The sequence below is a fragment of the Microbispora siamensis genome (genome assembly GCF_016863095.1).
GTDB classification, from domain to species: domain Bacteria; phylum Actinomycetota; class Actinomycetes; order Streptosporangiales; family Streptosporangiaceae; genus Microbispora; species Microbispora siamensis.
In genome coordinates, this window is the sequence record NZ_BOOF01000003.1 from 62,150 (window position 1) to 77,991 (window position 15,842).

General features: G+C 70.0%; 13 protein-coding genes. 3 read left to right on the plus strand and 10 right to left on the minus strand.

What is annotated here, in order from left to right:
* Positions 1 to 145: 145 nt before the first annotated feature.
* A complete protein-coding gene (locus Msi02_RS03360; RefSeq protein WP_204047021.1) occupies positions 146 to 1,654 on the plus strand; it encodes an alpha/beta hydrolase in 1,509 nt (502 codons plus the stop codon).
* A 100-nt stretch (positions 1,655 to 1,754) separates the two neighbouring features.
* Here Msi02_RS03360 and Msi02_RS03365 read toward each other — a convergent pair whose 3' ends face one another.
* Together Msi02_RS03365 and Msi02_RS03370 are read right to left on the minus strand one after the other, a co-directional pair.
* The gene (locus Msi02_RS03365) at positions 1,755 to 2,357 is read right to left on the minus strand and encodes an ATP-dependent Clp protease proteolytic subunit (protein ID WP_204047169.1); all 603 of its coding nucleotides are present in this window, start codon (positions 2,355 to 2,357) and stop codon (positions 1,755 to 1,757) included.
* Between the two features lie 142 nt (positions 2,358 to 2,499).
* Positions 2,500 to 3,447: a GlxA family transcriptional regulator gene (locus Msi02_RS03370; RefSeq protein WP_239108086.1), complete on the minus strand. Its 948-nt coding sequence runs from the start codon at positions 3,445 to 3,447 to the stop codon at positions 2,500 to 2,502.
* Positions 3,448 to 3,518: 71 nt separating this feature from the next.
* Here Msi02_RS03370 and Msi02_RS03375 point away from each other — a divergent pair, with 71 nt between their 5' ends.
* The gene (locus Msi02_RS03375) at positions 3,519 to 3,851 is read left to right on the plus strand and encodes a cupin domain-containing protein (RefSeq protein ID WP_079312273.1); all 333 of its coding nucleotides are present in this window, start codon (positions 3,519 to 3,521) and stop codon (positions 3,849 to 3,851) included.
* Between the two features lie 48 nt (positions 3,852 to 3,899).
* On the opposite strand, the gene Msi02_RS03380 is transcribed toward Msi02_RS03375, so the two are convergent.
* The 4 genes from Msi02_RS03380 to Msi02_RS03395 all read right to left on the minus strand — a co-directional run bounded on the left by Msi02_RS03380 (position 3,900) and on the right by Msi02_RS03395 (position 9,812).
* Positions 3,900 to 5,312, minus strand: a complete 1,413-nt coding sequence (locus tag Msi02_RS03380; protein WP_204047023.1) for a family 43 glycosylhydrolase — start codon at positions 5,310 to 5,312, stop codon at positions 3,900 to 3,902.
* A 73-nt stretch (positions 5,313 to 5,385) separates the two neighbouring features.
* Complete coding sequence (locus Msi02_RS03385) at positions 5,386 to 6,561, minus strand: beta-L-arabinofuranosidase domain-containing protein (protein WP_204047024.1); 1,176 nt, start codon at positions 6,559 to 6,561, stop codon at positions 5,386 to 5,388.
* Between the two features lie 66 nt (positions 6,562 to 6,627).
* The gene (locus Msi02_RS03390) at positions 6,628 to 8,391 is read right to left on the minus strand and encodes a discoidin domain-containing protein (protein WP_204047025.1); all 1,764 of its coding nucleotides are present in this window, start codon (positions 8,389 to 8,391) and stop codon (positions 6,628 to 6,630) included.
* A complete protein-coding gene (locus Msi02_RS03395) occupies positions 8,283 to 9,812 on the minus strand; it encodes a hypothetical protein (protein ID WP_204047026.1) in 1,530 nt (509 codons plus the stop codon). Before Msi02_RS03395 ends, Msi02_RS03390 begins: the two co-directional genes overlap by 109 nt.
* A gap of 222 nt (positions 9,813 to 10,034) precedes the next feature.
* Here Msi02_RS03395 and Msi02_RS03400 point away from each other — a divergent pair, with 222 nt between their 5' ends.
* On the plus strand, positions 10,035 to 11,069 hold the full coding sequence (locus Msi02_RS03400) for a LacI family DNA-binding transcriptional regulator (protein WP_239108087.1): 1,035 nt from the start codon (positions 10,035 to 10,037) through the stop codon (positions 11,067 to 11,069).
* A gap of 68 nt (positions 11,070 to 11,137) precedes the next feature.
* On the opposite strand, the gene Msi02_RS03405 is transcribed toward Msi02_RS03400, so the two are convergent.
* From Msi02_RS03405 to Msi02_RS03420, 4 genes are read right to left on the minus strand one after another with little or no spacing between them, the layout of a single operon-like run.
* On the minus strand, positions 11,138 to 12,877 hold the full coding sequence (locus tag Msi02_RS03405; protein ID WP_204047028.1) for a glycoside hydrolase family 127 protein: 1,740 nt from the start codon (positions 12,875 to 12,877) through the stop codon (positions 11,138 to 11,140).
* Positions 12,870 to 13,652, minus strand: a complete 783-nt coding sequence (locus Msi02_RS03410) for a carbohydrate ABC transporter permease (protein WP_204047029.1) — start codon at positions 13,650 to 13,652, stop codon at positions 12,870 to 12,872. The genes Msi02_RS03405 and Msi02_RS03410 overlap by 8 nt, the downstream gene beginning before the upstream one ends.
* Positions 13,649 to 14,542, minus strand: coding sequence for a carbohydrate ABC transporter permease (locus tag Msi02_RS03415; RefSeq protein ID WP_239108088.1), 894 nt, complete (start codon positions 14,540 to 14,542; stop codon positions 13,649 to 13,651). Before Msi02_RS03415 ends, Msi02_RS03410 begins: the two co-directional genes overlap by 4 nt.
* A gap of 11 nt (positions 14,543 to 14,553) precedes the next feature.
* Positions 14,554 to 15,825, minus strand: coding sequence for an ABC transporter substrate-binding protein (locus tag Msi02_RS03420; protein ID WP_079312261.1), 1,272 nt, complete (start codon positions 15,823 to 15,825; stop codon positions 14,554 to 14,556).
* Positions 15,826 to 15,842: the final 17 nt, after the last annotated feature.

A 15,842-nucleotide genomic window follows, 5' to 3' on the forward strand; every position in this document is an offset into this window, starting at 1 on the left:
CCGGCGCGGGAGGGGAAATGGTTTAGACCATTGTCCGGTAAGGCGGAGTTCCGGTGAGTCGGCGGTGCGGTGGAGACGGCGTGCGATATAAACGAGGCACCCTCCGAATACAGTCGAACACGGAGGGTTGTCAGTGTCGCGAGCGATGTCGCGAGTGGTATCGGCGCGGGCGGCGGCGCGAAGGGTCTGGCCGGTGCTGGCGGCGGCGGTCGCCGGGCTCGGCGCGATGACGGCGGCCACCGGCTGCGGGGGCGCGCGGGTCACTCCGGAGGAGTTTGCCTCGGGCACACCCTCCCTGTCGTGGAAGGCGTGCGAGGAGACGGCCTCCTCCTCCGGCTTCGAGTGCGCCACACTCCAGGTGCCCCTCGACTACGCCAAACCGGAGGGCAAGAAGATCGACATCGCACTGGTCCGGCTGCGGGCCACCGACCAGAGCCGGCGGATCGGCTCCCTGGTCTTCAACTTCGGCGGGCCCGGCGGCTCCGGCGTCACGACGCTCATCAACGCGGCCCACGCGTTCTCCACCCTGAACAGCCGCTACGACCTCGTCAGCTTCGACCCGCGCGGCGTGGAGCGCAGCAGCGGCATCCGCTGTCTCAGCGGCCCGCAGATGGACCAGTACATGAGCAGGGAGCCCAGCGAGAACGCCGCGGCCGAGACCAAGCTCGTCAAGGGCTTCGCCCAGGCGTGCGAGCGCAACGCGGGCTGGATTCTGCCCTACGTCGGCACCGTCAACGCGGCACGCGACATGGAGACCCTGCGCGTGGCCCTCGGCGAGCCACGCCTCAACTACTTCGGCTTCTCCTACGGCACCCACCTCGGGGCGGTGTACGCCACGCAGTTCCCGAAGAAGGTGGGGCGCATGGTGCTCGACTCGGCCGTCGATCCCTCGGTCAGCATGCTCGACATGGCCAAGACGCAGGCGCTCGGCTTCCAGAAGGCGTACGAGGACTATCTGGCCGACTGCACCAAGACGCGGACGAGTTGCCCGCTCGGCGCCGACGCCCACGCCGCGAACGCCACCGTGCTGAAGCTCCTCGACACCCTGGCGCGCACGCCGGGGAAGGTCGGCTCGCGCACGGTCACCGAGGACATCGCCAGGGCGGGCATCACCCAGGCGCTCTACAGCAAGTACACCTGGCCGCTGCTCACCGAGGCGCTGGACGAGGGCAGGAAGGGCAAGCTCGACGGCCTGCTCGCGCTGGCCGACCAGTACGCCGGGCGGCAGCCGAACGGCACCTACTCGACCCTGCAGTTCTCGCTGCCGGCGGTGCTGTGCGTCGACAGCACCGACCGGCCCTCGGTCGCCCAGGCCGAGGAGCTGGCCCGGCGGCTGGAGAAGCGGAGCCCGGTCTTCGCCTCGACCGCGATCAGCGCGGGATCGTGCAGCGTCTGGCCGGTGCCCGGGGACGACGCCGCCAGGCACGTCGACGCCACCGGGTCCGGCCCGATCCTGGTGGTCGGCGTGACGAACGACCCGGCCACGCCCTACCAGTGGGCGCCGCGCCTGGCCGAGCAGTTGCGCACCGGTGTGCTGCTGACGCTGAACGGCGAGGGCCACGGCGCGTACGGCCAGAACCAGTGCATCGACGACAAGGTCAACGCCTACCTGCTGGAGGGGACGGTCCCGGCCAAGGGGACGCGCTGCGGCTGAGCGCGCTCCCCCGCTCGTTCACGGCGCCATCCACTGCGCCCTCCACTGCACCACAGTGCGGCTCGCTCCGGCGCTCAGCGTGCCGCTGACACCCTGCCGCTCAGCGTGCCGTCCGCAGGGCGCCGAGCCCGGCCACCACGTGGTCGACGATGCCGTACTCCCTGGCCTCCTCGGCGGTGAACCACCGGTCCCGGTCGGAGTCCGCCTCGATGCGTTCGAGCGGCTGATTGGTGTGGAAGGCGATGCGCTCGGCCAGGGTCTTCTTCGTGTGCCGCATCTGCTCGGCCTGGATCGCGATGTCGGCCGCCGTGCCGCCGATGCCGCCGAGCGGCTGGTGCATCATGATGCGCGCGTGCGGCAGGGCGTAACGCTTGCCCGGCGCGCCGGCGCACAGCAGGAACTGCCCCATCGATGCGGCCAGGCCCATGCCCACGGTGACGACGTCGTTCGGCACGTATTGCATGACGTCGTAAATCGCCAGACCGGCCGACACGGAACCACCGGGGGAATTGATGTAAAGGCTGATGTCCCGTTCGGAGTCCTCCGCGGTCAGCAGCAGCAGTTGCGAGCAGATGCGGTTGGCGATGTCGTCGTCGACCTCCTGGCCGAGCACGACGATGCGCCGTTCCAGCAGCTTACGGCCAAGATCTCCGAAGGCGAACCGGTCGGCGGCGGGGTCGCCGGAGCGCGCGTGGTGGTCCATCTGGTCTCCCTGTTCCGGTAGTCGGGTCATGCCGCGACATTAGTCCCGGAACCCGGGAAGAGGCCTGCCTATTTCACTCTGAGCACATTTCTTCCATGAGCAAATTACGCTAGGAGCATATTCCGCCTTTAGCGCATTCACGTCAGGGCTCGGCCCGGAACGCCCGGCGGTAGGCGCCCGGCGTCGTGCCCATGATCGTGAGGAAGCGCCGCCGGAGGTTGGTGGCCGAGGAGAGCCCGACGCGGCGGGCGACGGCGTCCAGCGGGAGGTCGGAGGACTCCAGCAGGTCCCGGGCCGTGGCGATCCGCTGGGCGAGCAGCCACTGCCCGGGGCTGGTGCCGAGCTGCTCGGCGAACCGACGGGCGAGGGTGCGCGCCGAGACGCCGGCGTGTGCGGCCATCTCCTCGACGGTCAGCGGTTCACCGAGTCTCTCGATGATCCACTCCAGCAACGGCGCGAGCGTGTCGTCGATCTGCGCCGGGTGCGGTGGCGCCGAGTACTGCAACTGCCCGCCCTCGCGGTGGGGCGGCATGACCATGGTCCGTGCGATGTGTGCGGCGTACCGGGCGCCCTGGTCGCGGCGGACCAGGTGCATGCACAGGTCGATGCCGGCCCCGGCGCCGGCGCTGGTGGCCACGTCACCGTGGTCCACGTACAGCGGATCCGGGTCGACCCGGATGCGCGGGAAGCGCGCGGCGAGCTCGTCCGCCAGCTTCCAGTGGGTGGTCGCCCGCCGTCCGTCCAGCAGACCGGCGTGTGCCAGCAGGAAGGCGCCTGAGCAGATGCTCACCACCCTGGCCCCGCGGGCATGCGCGCGGCCCAGAGCCCGGACGACCGCGGGCGAGGGCGGCTCCTTGACGGGCAGCCAGCCCGGGACGACCACGGTGTCCGCCCGGTCGAGCGCGTCCAGCCCGTCGGTCACGAGCATGTCGTACCCGGCGTACGTCGCGACCGGGCCGGGGCGCTCGGTGCACACGCCGAACGCGTACCGCGTCGGAAGTCCCTGCCGCTCGATCCCGAACACCTGAGCCGCGCAGGCGAGTTCGAAGGTCGATTGCCGTGGACGGACGAGGGCCACCACTCGATGCATGGCAGGAAAGTACCGCATGATGTCTTTTCTGACGCTCGGCGAGGCGACGGCCGGCCGCCAGGCTGGCCCTCATGACGACAGAACAGAACACGCCTGCGTGTGTGTGGTCCGCCGTCCAGGACGCTCCGGTCCGTGAACTCTTCCCCGGCATCCGGCTGCGCCCGCTGTGGGCCGGGGACAACGGTGCGAAGGCCTTCGTGCTGGAGATGGACGCGAACACCCGCTGGCAGGGAGTCGACGTCCACGAGCCGGGGCCCGAGGAGGTCTTCGTGGTCTCCGGCGTCTTCAACGACGGCGAGCGGGACTACCCGGCCGGCTCCTTCATCCACGCCCCCGCGGGTTCCTCACACGTCCCGCAGACGACGACGGGCTGCACGCTGTTCCTCTTCTATCCGGAGGGTTAGCGGCGGACGGGCGAGCGCCTTCCGGGACCCGGAAGGCGCTCGCCCGGCTCACGGCGCCAGGGCCTGGACCTCCAGCAGGCCGGTCGAGTAGCCGCTGCGCGAGGTGAAGTTCAGCCGGATCCGCGTGGTGGTGACCGGCGAGAACGTCACGGTGTTGAAGGTGTTCGGGGCCACGCCGCAGGCGCTCGCCCCGGGTACGTTCTGCCAGGCCGAGCCGGTCCAGTACTGCACCGAGCAGGACGCCGGCAGGTCGATGCCCTGGTCGTCGTCGAACCAGTAGGCCCGCACCCGGTTGAGGGTGACCGCGGCCGGCCAGTCGTACTGCACCCACTGGGCGCCCTGCTGCGGCCAGTTGCCGTACACCGCGTGGGCCCGGTCGGCCGAACCGGCCGGGGTGTAGCCGTCGTTGATCGCCGCGAGGCTCTCCCAGGAGGACACGTACGACGTCGAGGCGGTCGCGGTCAGCGCCTTGTTGTCACCGCCGGTGCCGCCGCCCCTGGTCTGGATCACCTTCTGGATCGTGCCGTCGGCGTTGAAGTAGAGCTTGTCCACCGCGACGGACCTGCGGAAGTTGCCGCCGCCCGGCGCGTCGGCCGTGTGGTAGACCATGTACCACTGCCCGTTGAACTCCACCACCGCCGCGTGACTCGTCGTGGAGCTGACCTGGTCGAGGATCACGCCCCGCTGGGTCCAGGGCCCGAGCGGGTTGCTCGCGGTCGCGTAGCGCTGGCAGGCGTAGCTGGACGAGGTGACGCAGCCGTTGGTGTCGTTGGCCGCGTAGACCATGTAGTAGACGCCGTTCCGCTTGAACATCCACGGCGCCTCCCAGTAGTTGGTGAGGCCCTGCGGCGTGACGACCGAGCCGTCCAGCTCGATCATGTTGGACTTGAGCTTGGCCGCCCGCACTCCCCAGTAGCCGCCCCAATAGATGTACGCCTGCCCGTCGTCGTCCGTGAACACCGTGGGGTCGATGTTCAGCGGCGACGAGTTCGGGGTGCTGTCGCTGATCAGAGGGCCGCCCTTGGCGTCGTGGAACGGGCCGAGCGGGCTGTCGCCGACCGCCACGCCGATGTCCATCCATCCCGGCCCGTTGCCGTTGACCGGGACGTACCAGTAGTACTTCCCGTTGCGCGGCTCCACCTCCCCCGCCCAGGCGTCCGCGCCCGCCCAGGAGAAGTCGGCGATCGACAGCTTCGCCCCGTTGTCGGTCCAGGTGTTCGCGTCCGTCGACGAGAGCACGTGCCAGTCGCGCATGGAGAAGTTGGTCGCGCCGGGGGCCGCCTCATCGTGCCCGGAGTAGATGTACATCGTGTTCCCCACCACGAGGGCGGCGGGGTCGGCCGTGTAGATGGAGGTGATGATCGGGTTGGCGGCGTACGCGCCGCCCGCCAGGACCAGCACCAGCGTGGCCGCGATCGCGGCCACCGAGGACAGGCGCCGGCGCCATGAGCGTCGTGACATGGATGAAGTGCCTTTCCGCGAGGGGTTACAAGCCTGTCGAGTGGAGATCGGCGATCTCGGCGGCGGTCAGCGCCTAGCTGTAGATCCGCAGCGAGTCGACCGCGCCCCGCAGGTAGGGGTCGCCGGCGTACTGCGAGCGGCCGATCCAGTTCCCCGTGGTGGAGCCGAGGTCTGGTGGAAGGGCCGCAGGGTCACCTGGCCGGTGCTCGCCGTCGCCGTGTAACGCAGCGGCGTCGAGGTCGCCGTGATCGTGGCGGGGTCGAGCGCGGGCAGGGCGCCGAGGTTCGTCGTGCCGTACCCGCCGGCGAGGACGATCGGGCCGACCCTGACCGCCTGCACCGTCGCGTCGTCCGGTGCGGCCTCCCGGGTCAGCGGGGTGGGCAGGTCGACGTCGACGACGTCCCCGCTGTTCCAGGTGCGGGTGAGCGCGGCGTACGTGCCGGAGGTGAGGGCGTCGGTCCCGGCCGCGAGCGGGGTCGAAGACCTCGGCATGGTCGAAGTACTGCGCGGTGGCGAGATGGGCGGGGTCGCCGGTGAGCTGGTAGAGGTTGGTCAGCACCTCGTTCATGCCGCCGAACTCGGTGTCGAGCATGTTCTGCCGCTGCGTGTAGCTGAGCCGATCGCAGCGCAGCTTGACCCAGGCGGCCATCCCGAGCAGGACGGTCAGCGCCTGGGCGTTGCCGGTGAGCAGGTGCGCGTCGAGCAGCCCCGCCATGATCTTGTGGAGGGTGTAGTAGGGGGCCCAGACCTGCCGGCGCGCCTCGACGCGGTCGATGAAGCTCTCGGGGAAGGCCGACAGGTAGCCAGCGTTGAACCCGGCGGTGGTCGCGCGGGCCTGGCATCCGGCCAGCTCGGTCACCAGGTAGTCGCTTTTGAACTCCGCCGTGCCGGTCGAGGCGTACGCCTGGGACAGGGCGGACAGCAGGTGCCCGGTGGAGTGGCCGCGCAGTTCGGTGCTGGGCGACTCCCAGCCGCCGCAGGGCGTGGCGGACGACGCGAGGCCGACGTTGCGCCGGAAGGCGTGCAGAAGGCGGTCGGGGTCGAGGAACGACAGGTAGCTGTGCGTACGCCCGGCGTTGGCCGCTAACGGCCCGCCCAGCAGGCGCACGGCCGTCAGCGGGAACGCGTAGGCGGCGACGCCGATGTCGGGACGGGAGGCGGCCGCGGCGGGGCGGGCGGTCCCGAGGGCGCCGAACGCGCCGGCCGCGAGCAGGGTTCTGCGTGAGACGCTTCTGGGGGGTTCTGGCATGGCTGTCTCGTCTTCCGTCGGAGTGGGGGGTGCGGGGGAGGCCGCTCGCCTCCCCCGCCTGACGCGTTACGAGCCGTACGCCTTGACTTCGAGCAGCCCGACGGAGTAGCCGGAGGCGCTCTGCAGCAGCACCCGCAGGCGGGTGGTGCTGACGGGGGTGAAGGTCACGGTGTTGTACTGGTCGGCCGTGACCGGATAGCCGCTCGCCCCGGCGACGTCCACGTAGGCGCTGCCGTTCCAGTACTGGAGCTTCCACGACGCCGGCAGGTCGATGCCCTGGTCGTCGTCGAAGAAGTAGACCTGCGCCCGGCCGACGGTCACGGCCGACGGCCAGGTGAGGGCCGCCCACTGCTCACCCTGGTTGGGCCAAGTGCCCCAGCGCGGGTTGACCGTGTCGTTGGACGACGGCGGGTCGATCCCGTCGTTGATCGCGGCGACCGACTCCCACGACGAGGTGTACGACGCGGAGGGCGTCGCCGACTGGGCCAGGTTGGTGACCGGCGGCGGGTTGGTGCCGCCACGGTTGTAGATCTTGATTTCGGTGAGCCCGCTCTTGGCTCCGGACGGGTTGGTCATCAGCACCCGCACCCGCTGCGCGGTCACCGGGCTGAACTTGACCAGGTTGTAGTTGCCCTGCGGGGTGGCGGGCGTCTTCGCCTGGCCGCTCACGGTGGTCCAGGTGCCGCCGTCGAGGTACTGGATCTGGTAGGCCGACGGCGGCCGGTAGGCCGTGCTCGCCGGGCGGCTGTCCTTGAAGTAGAGCCTGACCTCGTCGAAGGTCTTGGCGCTGCCGAAGTTCACCTCGTACCAGTCCTGGGCGTTCGGCGAGCCGGCCGCGCCCCAGAACGGCTCGTTGATCGGGAATCCGTCCACGGCGGAGGCCGTGGTGGTGCCCGAGCCGGTGTAGGAGGCCGACACGGTGGCGCCCTGGGCGAGGTCGGTGAGGTTCGCGGTGATGTCGGCTCCGGCCTTGGCCAGCTCGTCGACCACCCGCGGGTCGGTGTGGACGACCTGCTGCGGCGCCTTCATCCCGGCGACCGCCTGGTTGTAGGAGACGGTCCCGGTGGCGCCCCCGGTGAAGGTGACCGACCCGGTCGCGGGGTCCCACACGAACGGCGCCAGCCGGTCCACGGTCACGGCCCGGGCGCCGTTGACGTAGATCGAGTAGCCCTGCGGCACCCCGGCGTACCGGGTGACGCCGTCGGACGGGTCGTCCCAGACGATCGACAGGTCGGCGTCGCGGTAGCGGATGTCGTTGACGGCGAAGTGATCCCAGCCGATGTCGATGGGCGACAGCTCCACCTTGGCGTCGTCGCGCGGGCGCAGCCCGGCCACGTCCTCGATCAGCGTCCAGTTGCTGCTGCCCAGGATGTTGTGGTGGATCCACGACCGGTAGGTGATCGACGAGCCGTTCCAGTTCGCCCAGAACTCGTTGGCGTCGGGCCAGCGGGTGTCGCCGCCCACGTACTGCGCCCAGGCGTTCCAGTAGAGCAGCTTCTTGTAGTCGTCCTTGGTGATGTAGGAGCTCGGGTAGTTGCGGATGGCCGAGGAGAACAGCCGGAACTGCACGGTCGAGTTGATCGTGGAGAAGTTGTTGCTGCCGGGGTTGCCGGCCGCCGCCGCCTTGTCCTTCTGGTTGGCCGTGTAGAAGGGGAAGACCGGATACTCGGCCGGGTCGGCGAACAGCCGCAGCGCCTCCCGGTAGGTCGCCGTGTTCGGCATCAGGCCCACCGCGTACGGGTAGAAGTTGTTGATCTCCTTCCACGGGTCGAGCGTGTTCGTCGCCACGTGGCGGTGCTCCAGCACCCGGTTCGACGGGTCCCACAGCACGTGCGGTCGAGGTTGCCACTGCGCCAGTGGAACGACACGGCGTCGGCGTCGTTGCCGGTGAGGGCGCCCCAGTCGTACTCGATCAGCCCGTTGCCGTCGTGGTCGTAGTAGGAGAGCTGGCCCTTGGCGTCGCCCTCGGCGTACTTGGCGAGGTTCGCCGCGACGGCGGGCGGCCCGCCGTGGATCTGGTAGCTGCGCCAGGCGGCCTCACCGATGTACTGGGTGTAGCTGTTGGACCAGTTGGCGGGGTCGCCCGGGTTGTCGAGGAACCGCCCGCCCTTCGACACCTGCCCGGCCGACAGCCAGTCGCCGTACGCGTAGAGCGGGGTGCGCAGATACTTCAGGTCGTCGATGTGCATCGGCTGGGTGAGCACGATGGCGTTGTTGTAGCCGAGCGCGCCCTCGACGGAGGTCGGGAACTGGTAGGTCTGGCCGGGCAGGTTCGCGTCGAGGTTGTTGAACCGCATCAGCCACCAGCGGTAGTAGTAGTTCTTCGTGATCGCCGGCTCGGGCGAGTCGAAGTAGGGGATGTTGTCCGCCCACCACCGGTTGTAGGCCCGCACGTGCGTGGCGAACGCGGTGGCGGCGTCGTAGCCCTTGTAGGCGTTGTATTCGCTCAGCGAGTCGGGGATCTCGTCGGTGACGAAGCCCATGACGAGCTTGACGGTGACGGTGGCGCCGGCCGCGATCGTCACCGAGCGGTTCAGTCCCCCGCTGGAGACGGTGAACCCGTCGCCCGACAGCCGGGGGCGGATCGTCGTGAGGTTGTTGAAGGCGTTCACGGTGCCGGTCAGCTCGTTGCCGCTGCCCGAGGTGGCGTACGGCGAGGTGGCGCGCAGTTGCAGGGTGGTGGAGGCGGTGCCGCCGTTGGTGATCGCCAGGTTGGCCACCGCGACGTTGTTGTCCGTGATGAACTTCGTCTGCTCGATCCGGACGTTGCCGCTGGTGTGGACGCTCTTCCAGTGGCTGGGGGTCTGCTTGCGCTGGGCGGTCTGCTCGGTGAACGTGCCCGGGGTGACGGCGACGGTGAAGGCGCTCTGGTCGTTGATGCTCTCGATGTAGGCGACCTTGCCGGCGAAGCCGAGCGTGCCGGGGGTGTGGGTCTTCATGAACAGGGCCCGGCCGCGCGTCATGAGGATGCCGCCGTCGGCGTCGGAGGGGTCGCTTCCGCCGGTGCGGCTGAGCAGCCGGTCGATCCAGAAGTCGGTGCCGGAGCTCTCGGAGTCGTAGACGGCCCGCAGCATGTTCCCCGTGCTGTAGCCGACGGGCGGCGTGGGGATGGCGGGACCGGTGAACGTGGGATAGCCGATGGTCTGGGCGGCGGAGGCGTCCTGCCTCGGCACCATGAGGGCGCCGATGACGAGGCAGAGCACCACCGCCACGGTCAGGGATCTGAACCGGGGATGGACGAACGCCGGCATCACGTCACCTCCTTCGGGGGTGGTTGGGGGGACGGTCACCCGGGGGCGGATGCCGCGCTTGAGCCCACAATCGATGCCGAAAAGGTTTTCGGCAACGTTAACTTTCGGTAACGAGATCAGCGCGCAGGCGGCATTGATGGCGGCGCGCTCGCCCGCATATGGTCAGGGCGTGCGGGTGCCTTCTCCCGCGCCTTTTCTGAAATGTCTTTCGAAAGGATTTCGGTGGGCCGACGTCGTTCCGGAATGGTGACGCTCACCGACGTCGCCGCCCGGGCCGGGGTCTCGGTGGCGACGGCTTCCAAGGCCCTGAACAACCGGGCCGAGGTCGCCGAGGAGACCCGCGCCCGGGTGCGGCGGGCCGCGGCCGAGCTGTCCTTCCGCCCCAACGCGCTCGCCCAGGGGCTGATCTCCGGCCGCACCCGCACCATCGGGCTGCTCACCGACGAGCTCGGCGGGCGCTTCTCCATGCCCGTGCTGCTCGGGGTGGAGAACGCGCTGGGCAACGAGGAGATGTCTGTCGTGCTGTGCGACGCGCGCGGCGACGCCATCCGGCGCCAGCACTACATCCGCACGCTGCTGGCCCGGCAGGTCGACGGGTTCGTCATCCTGGGCGAGAGCAACGACGTGCGGCCGTCCCTGACCCGGGACATCCCCGTGCCGGTGGTCTACGTGTACGGCGAGTCCAGCGACCCGGCCGACCTGTCGATCCTCGCCGACGACACGGGAGGGGCCCGGCTGGCCGCCGGTCATCTGATCGCGCTGCGCCGCCGCCACATCGCGCACATCACCGGTCCCGAGTCCTACCGGGCCGCCCGCGACCGGGCCGCCGCCCTGCGCGCGGCACTGGACGAGGCCGGCCTCGATCTGGCCGGTGGCGAGCCGTTCTTCGGCGAGTGGTCGCGCCGGTGGGGCCGCCACGCCACCCGGATGCTGATCACCGCGGCCCCCGAGGTGGACGCGATCTTCTGCGGCAACGACCAGATCGCCGACGGCGCCTGCGAGGCCCTGGCCGCCCTGGGACGGCGCATCCCCGACGACGTCGCGGTGGTGGGCTACGACAACTGGGAGGCGCTCGCGGCCGACTGCCGCCCGCCGCTGACGACCATCGACCTCAACCTCGAACAGCTCGGCGCCGCGGCGGTCGAGCACCTGTCGGCCGCCCTCGACGGGCACCGCACGTCCGGCGTCGTACGGCGGACGGGGCGGCTGGTGGTGCGGGAGTCGACCGGCCCGCTCCCCCGCCGCCCCGGCAACTGAAATCCACGGAGAATTACCACTCCGCGATTATCGCCAATATGTCAGAAAAGGTTTTCGCAATGAAACTTTCAGCGGGCTTCAGGCAGCCAGACCCGCATCGTCGCGGGCCCCCGGTTGCCCCAGCGGTGGTAGGGCACGAGCCACAGCACCATCGGCTCCCCCTGCTCCGTCCGGGCCTCGCCGTACGGCCAGCCGTCGTCCTCGGCGACGACGTGACGGGCGGCGACCTCCAGGGACGGCCCGCGCTCCACCGGTGGCGTGGCGGTGCTGACCTCGATCTGCGACAGCAGCGGCGCGTCTCCGGGCGACTCCGCGCAGTAGACCAGGGGCCCGCGCTCGACCGCCACGCACCCGCGCACGGCGTCCACCCGGGGATCGGCGCGGACCCAGCGCGGCGACATCGGGATGTCGAGACGGACCTCCTCGCCCTGCTGCCAGGAACGTTCCCACTCGTGCCGGCCGCCGCCCGCCCAGCCCGGGACGCGCACCGTGATCCGGCGCGGGTCCGCCGGAGCCTCCTCGACGGTCAGCGTCACCGAGCCCGACCAGGGGTAACCCGTGGAGACCCGCACCCGCAGCCCGTCGTGGCCGATGACCGACGGCGTGATGTGCTGGACATGGATTCCCCGCTCGTCGGCCGTCGCGAGGTAGGCGGGCAGGGAGGCGAAGGTGCGGGCGAGGTTCGTGGGACAGCACGACACCTCGCGCCAGGGGGCGCGCAGCCCGCCCTCCGCACGCGGGCTGACCCCCTCGACCTTCTCCCCCGGCACCCGCACCTGGAGGGGGTTGGCGTAGAAGAACGACTTCCCGTCGAGGGCCGGCCCGGCGGCGACGACGTTGTAGAGCGTGCGCTCGGCCAGGTCCGCGTAGCGGGGGTCGCCGGTCGCCAGCAGCAGCCGGTGGGCCAGCATGACCGACGCCACCCCGGCGCAGGTCTCGTTGTAGGCGCGGTCGGGCGGCAGCTCGTAGTCGTCGCCGAACGCCTCCCCCGAGTGCCGCGACCCCATGCCGCCGGTCAGGTACGTGCGCCGGGCGACCGTGCGCTCCCACTGCCGCTCGACGGTCTCCAGCAGTTCCTTGTCGCCCGTCTCCACGGCCAGGTCCACGACCCCGCAGGCCAGGTAGAGCGCGCGTACGGCATGGCCGCGGAACACCTCGGCCCGCCGTACGGGCAGGTCGTCCTGGTAGTAGGCGCGGCCGAACTCGATGTCGGCGAGCGCCGGCAGCCCGCGCCGCTCGACGAACCTGCGGGCCATCTCCAGGTAGCGTTCCGCGCCGGTCTCCCGGTAGAGCTCGACCAGCGCCATCTCGATCTCCGGGTGCCCGCAGACCTCCGTGCCCTCCATGAACGTCGCGCAGACGTGGTCGGCGGCGCGGCGGACCACGTCCCACAGCTCGTCCTCGCCGTGGGTGCGCTTGCGGGCGATCCCGGCCTGGATCAGGTGGCCGTAGCAGTACAGCTCGTGGCCCCACTCCAGGTCGGTGTACCGCGCGCCGGGCCACTTGGTGTTGAGGTAGCCGTCGGCCTCCTGCGCCGCGGCGACGACGCGGGTCAGCTCCTCGATCCGCGGGTCGCCCGCCCAGGCCATCGCCTCCATCAGCTTGTAGACCTCGGAGTCGCTGAACTCGCGTCCGCGCCGCGGCTCGCCCGCGAAGTTGCCGATCCACCCCACCCGCTCCATCCACGTGTAGCAGTGGTCGATGATCGTCTGGGTCGGCTGCGATCCCCAGAACCCGGGGAGCAGGCGGACGCCCGGCAGGCCGAGGGGGGTGAGGGCGCCGGAGGAGGGCGCGACGGGACTAACCACGCAAGGCTCCTGACATGAATCCGCGGACGTAGTAGCGCTGCAGGACGAGGAAGAGCAGCAGGCAGGGCACCGCCATGACCATGACGCCGGCCTGCAGCATGCCGTAGTCGATCGCGCCGAACGTCTTCTGCGTCATGCTGACGACGGCGACCGGCAGCGGGAAGCTCGACCCGTCGTTGAGCAGGATCAACGGCGCGAAGAAGTCGTTCCACGAGGCGAGGAACGCGAACAGGCCGACGGTGATCAGGCCAGGCCGCACGGCGGGCAGCAGGATGCCGATCAGCGCGCGCAGCGAACCGCACCCGTCGACCATCGCGGCCTCCTCCAGCTCCTTCGGGACGGCCTCGAAGGAGTTGCGCATCATGTAGGTGGCGAAGGGAAGCTGGAACATCACAAAGACCAGGGCCAGCCCGACCAGGGAGTTCTGCAGCCCGACGTACCCGAGCAGGACGTACAGCGGGATGAGGATGGTGGCGTACGGCACCATGAGGATCGCGAGCGTGGCCAGGAAGAGCAGATTCTTGCCGGGGAAGCGGAACCGGGCGAACGCGTAGCCGCCGAGCGCCGAGACGACGACGGTGCCGGCGACCGTGATCACGGACACCAGGAGGCTGTTGCCGAAGTAACGCGGCAGGCCCTCGCCGAACCGCGCCATCTGCGCGTAGTTGCCGAGCGTGTAGCCGCCGTCCTGTCCCCGCAGCGAGGACCAGCCGCTCCACAGCAGCGGGAACAGGAACAGCACGGCCAGCGCCGACCGGGACGAGTAGTACCTCATCTCAGGACCTTCAACTGGAGGGTGTTGAGCGCGACCAGGACGGCCAGCAGCACGACGGAGATCGCGGCGGCGCCGCCGAGGTCGAACTTGAAGAACGCGTTGCGGTAGATCACCATCACCATCGAGACCGTGCTGTTGTCGGGCCCGCCGTTGGTGAAGATGAAGAACTGGTCGAAGGCGAGCAGCGACCCGGTGATGCTGAGGATCAGCATCAGCGCGAGGGTCGGGCGCAGCAGCGGCAGCGTGATCCGGGTGAACACCTGCCAGCGGGACGCGCCGTCGGACCTGGCCGCCTCGTAGACCTCGACCGGGATGGACTGCAGGCCGGTCAGCAGGATCAGCATGTTGAACCCGGCGAAGCGCCAGAGCACCAGCACGATCGTGGAGGTGAGGGCCATGTTCGGCGTGCCGGTCCACTTCACGCCGAGGAACCCGAACGGGCCGACGTCGTTGTTGAGCATGCCGTAGAACAGCAGCGCCGCCGCGGCGAACCCGACCGCGCCGGGCAGGAAGAACGCCGTACGGAAGAAGCCGACGCCGGGCCGGCGCTCCTGCACGAGCAGCGCGAGGCCGAGGGCCAGCGCCGACAGCAGCACCGTGATGATCGCGGTGTACTTCAGCGTGAAGACCACGGCGCCGGGGAACAACGGGTCGTCGGCGATCTTCGCGTAGTTCGCCGGGGCGTTGAACGTCGGCGCCCCGAGCAGCGGCCACCTGTGCAGCGACATCACGACGACCAGCACGAGCGGGGCGAGGAACAGGGTGAGGACGATCACGGCGGTGGGCGCCGCGTAGGCCATCCCGGCCAGCGCGCGCAGGGTGCCCGGACGGGCCGGGGCGCGTCGGCCCCGGCCCGCACGGGCCGCCGTCACATGGACAGTGCCACTCACTGGGCCTGCCATCACTGCTGGAGGGACTGGTTGACGGACTCGTTGAGCGAGGCGACCTTCGAGGCGTCCCCGAAGACGGCCTCACGCGCCAGCCTGAGCCACGGCCCCTGCGGGTCGTTGAACGTCTGGCCGAACTTCAGCGCGTACGGCGTCCTGCCCTTGGCGACGAGCGAGTTGATCAGCACCACCCGCGGGTCGGCGGACGAGTACTTGTTGTCCGCCAGGTCGGTGCGGGCCACCACGTCCTTGTTCTTGGCCATGACCTCGACCTGGGCCTCGTCGGAGACCGACCAGGACAGGAAGTCCCACGCCTCGTCCGGGTGCTGGGAGGTGGCCGAGATGCCGACCGAGTCGCCGCCGACGAAGGTGGACTCGCCGCCGTCGGGGCCCGCGATGGGCGCGACGCCGATCTTCATGTCCGCCGGCATCGACCCGAGCGTGGTGGACGGCATCGGCATCACGCCGATCTCGCCCTTGGGGAAGAAGCCGGTCCAGGTCGGCCCCTGCTCCTCCTTGGTGGTCGGTCCGGTGACGCCCTTCTCGTACAGGCTCCGGTAGATCGCGAAGACGTCGGTCATCGGCGGCTTGTCCACCAGCGACTGGGTGCCGTCCTCGTTCATCACGTCGCCGCCCGCGGCCCAGACCGACGGCCAGAACGTGAAGACGTAGCAGCCTCCGCAGTTGCCGCCGAAGAAGGTGCCGTGGACCTTGCCGTCCTTGCCCAGCTTCTCCTGCACGGTCGTGGCCTGCTCGGCGAACTCCTTGAGCGTGGTGGGGCCCTTCTCCGGGTCGAGCCCCGCCTTCTTGTAGAGGTCCTTGTTCCAGAACCAGACCGACAGGTCGAGGGTGTGCGGCAGCGTGTACTGCCGGTTCTCGTACGTGCCGAGCCGCATGTGCGAGGGGGCCAGCGCGTCCTTGAACGGGAGCTTGGCGATCCGGTCGGTGATGTCCAGGAACAGACCCTGGGAGGTGTAGTTGGGCACGAAGATCACGTCGGCGGCGAAGATGTCGGGGAGCTGCTTGGCCCCCGCCGCCGCGGCGATCCTCGGCTGATAGTTGTCGGTGGGGATGACGGTCAGCTTGACCTGGTTCTTGTGGGTCTTGTTGTAGGCGTCGACCAGGCGCTGGCTCTGCGCCTGGGTGGCGGCGCGGGTCCACATCGTGACGGTGACCGGGCCGCTCGACCCGGCCGATGCCGATCCCGCGGGCTCGCCGCCGCCGCAGGCCGCGAGTGCCGCGGCCAGGAGCGCTGCGGCCGTGATCGCCGGCAGTCGTCTGAACATCGGTGCTCCTTACGGGG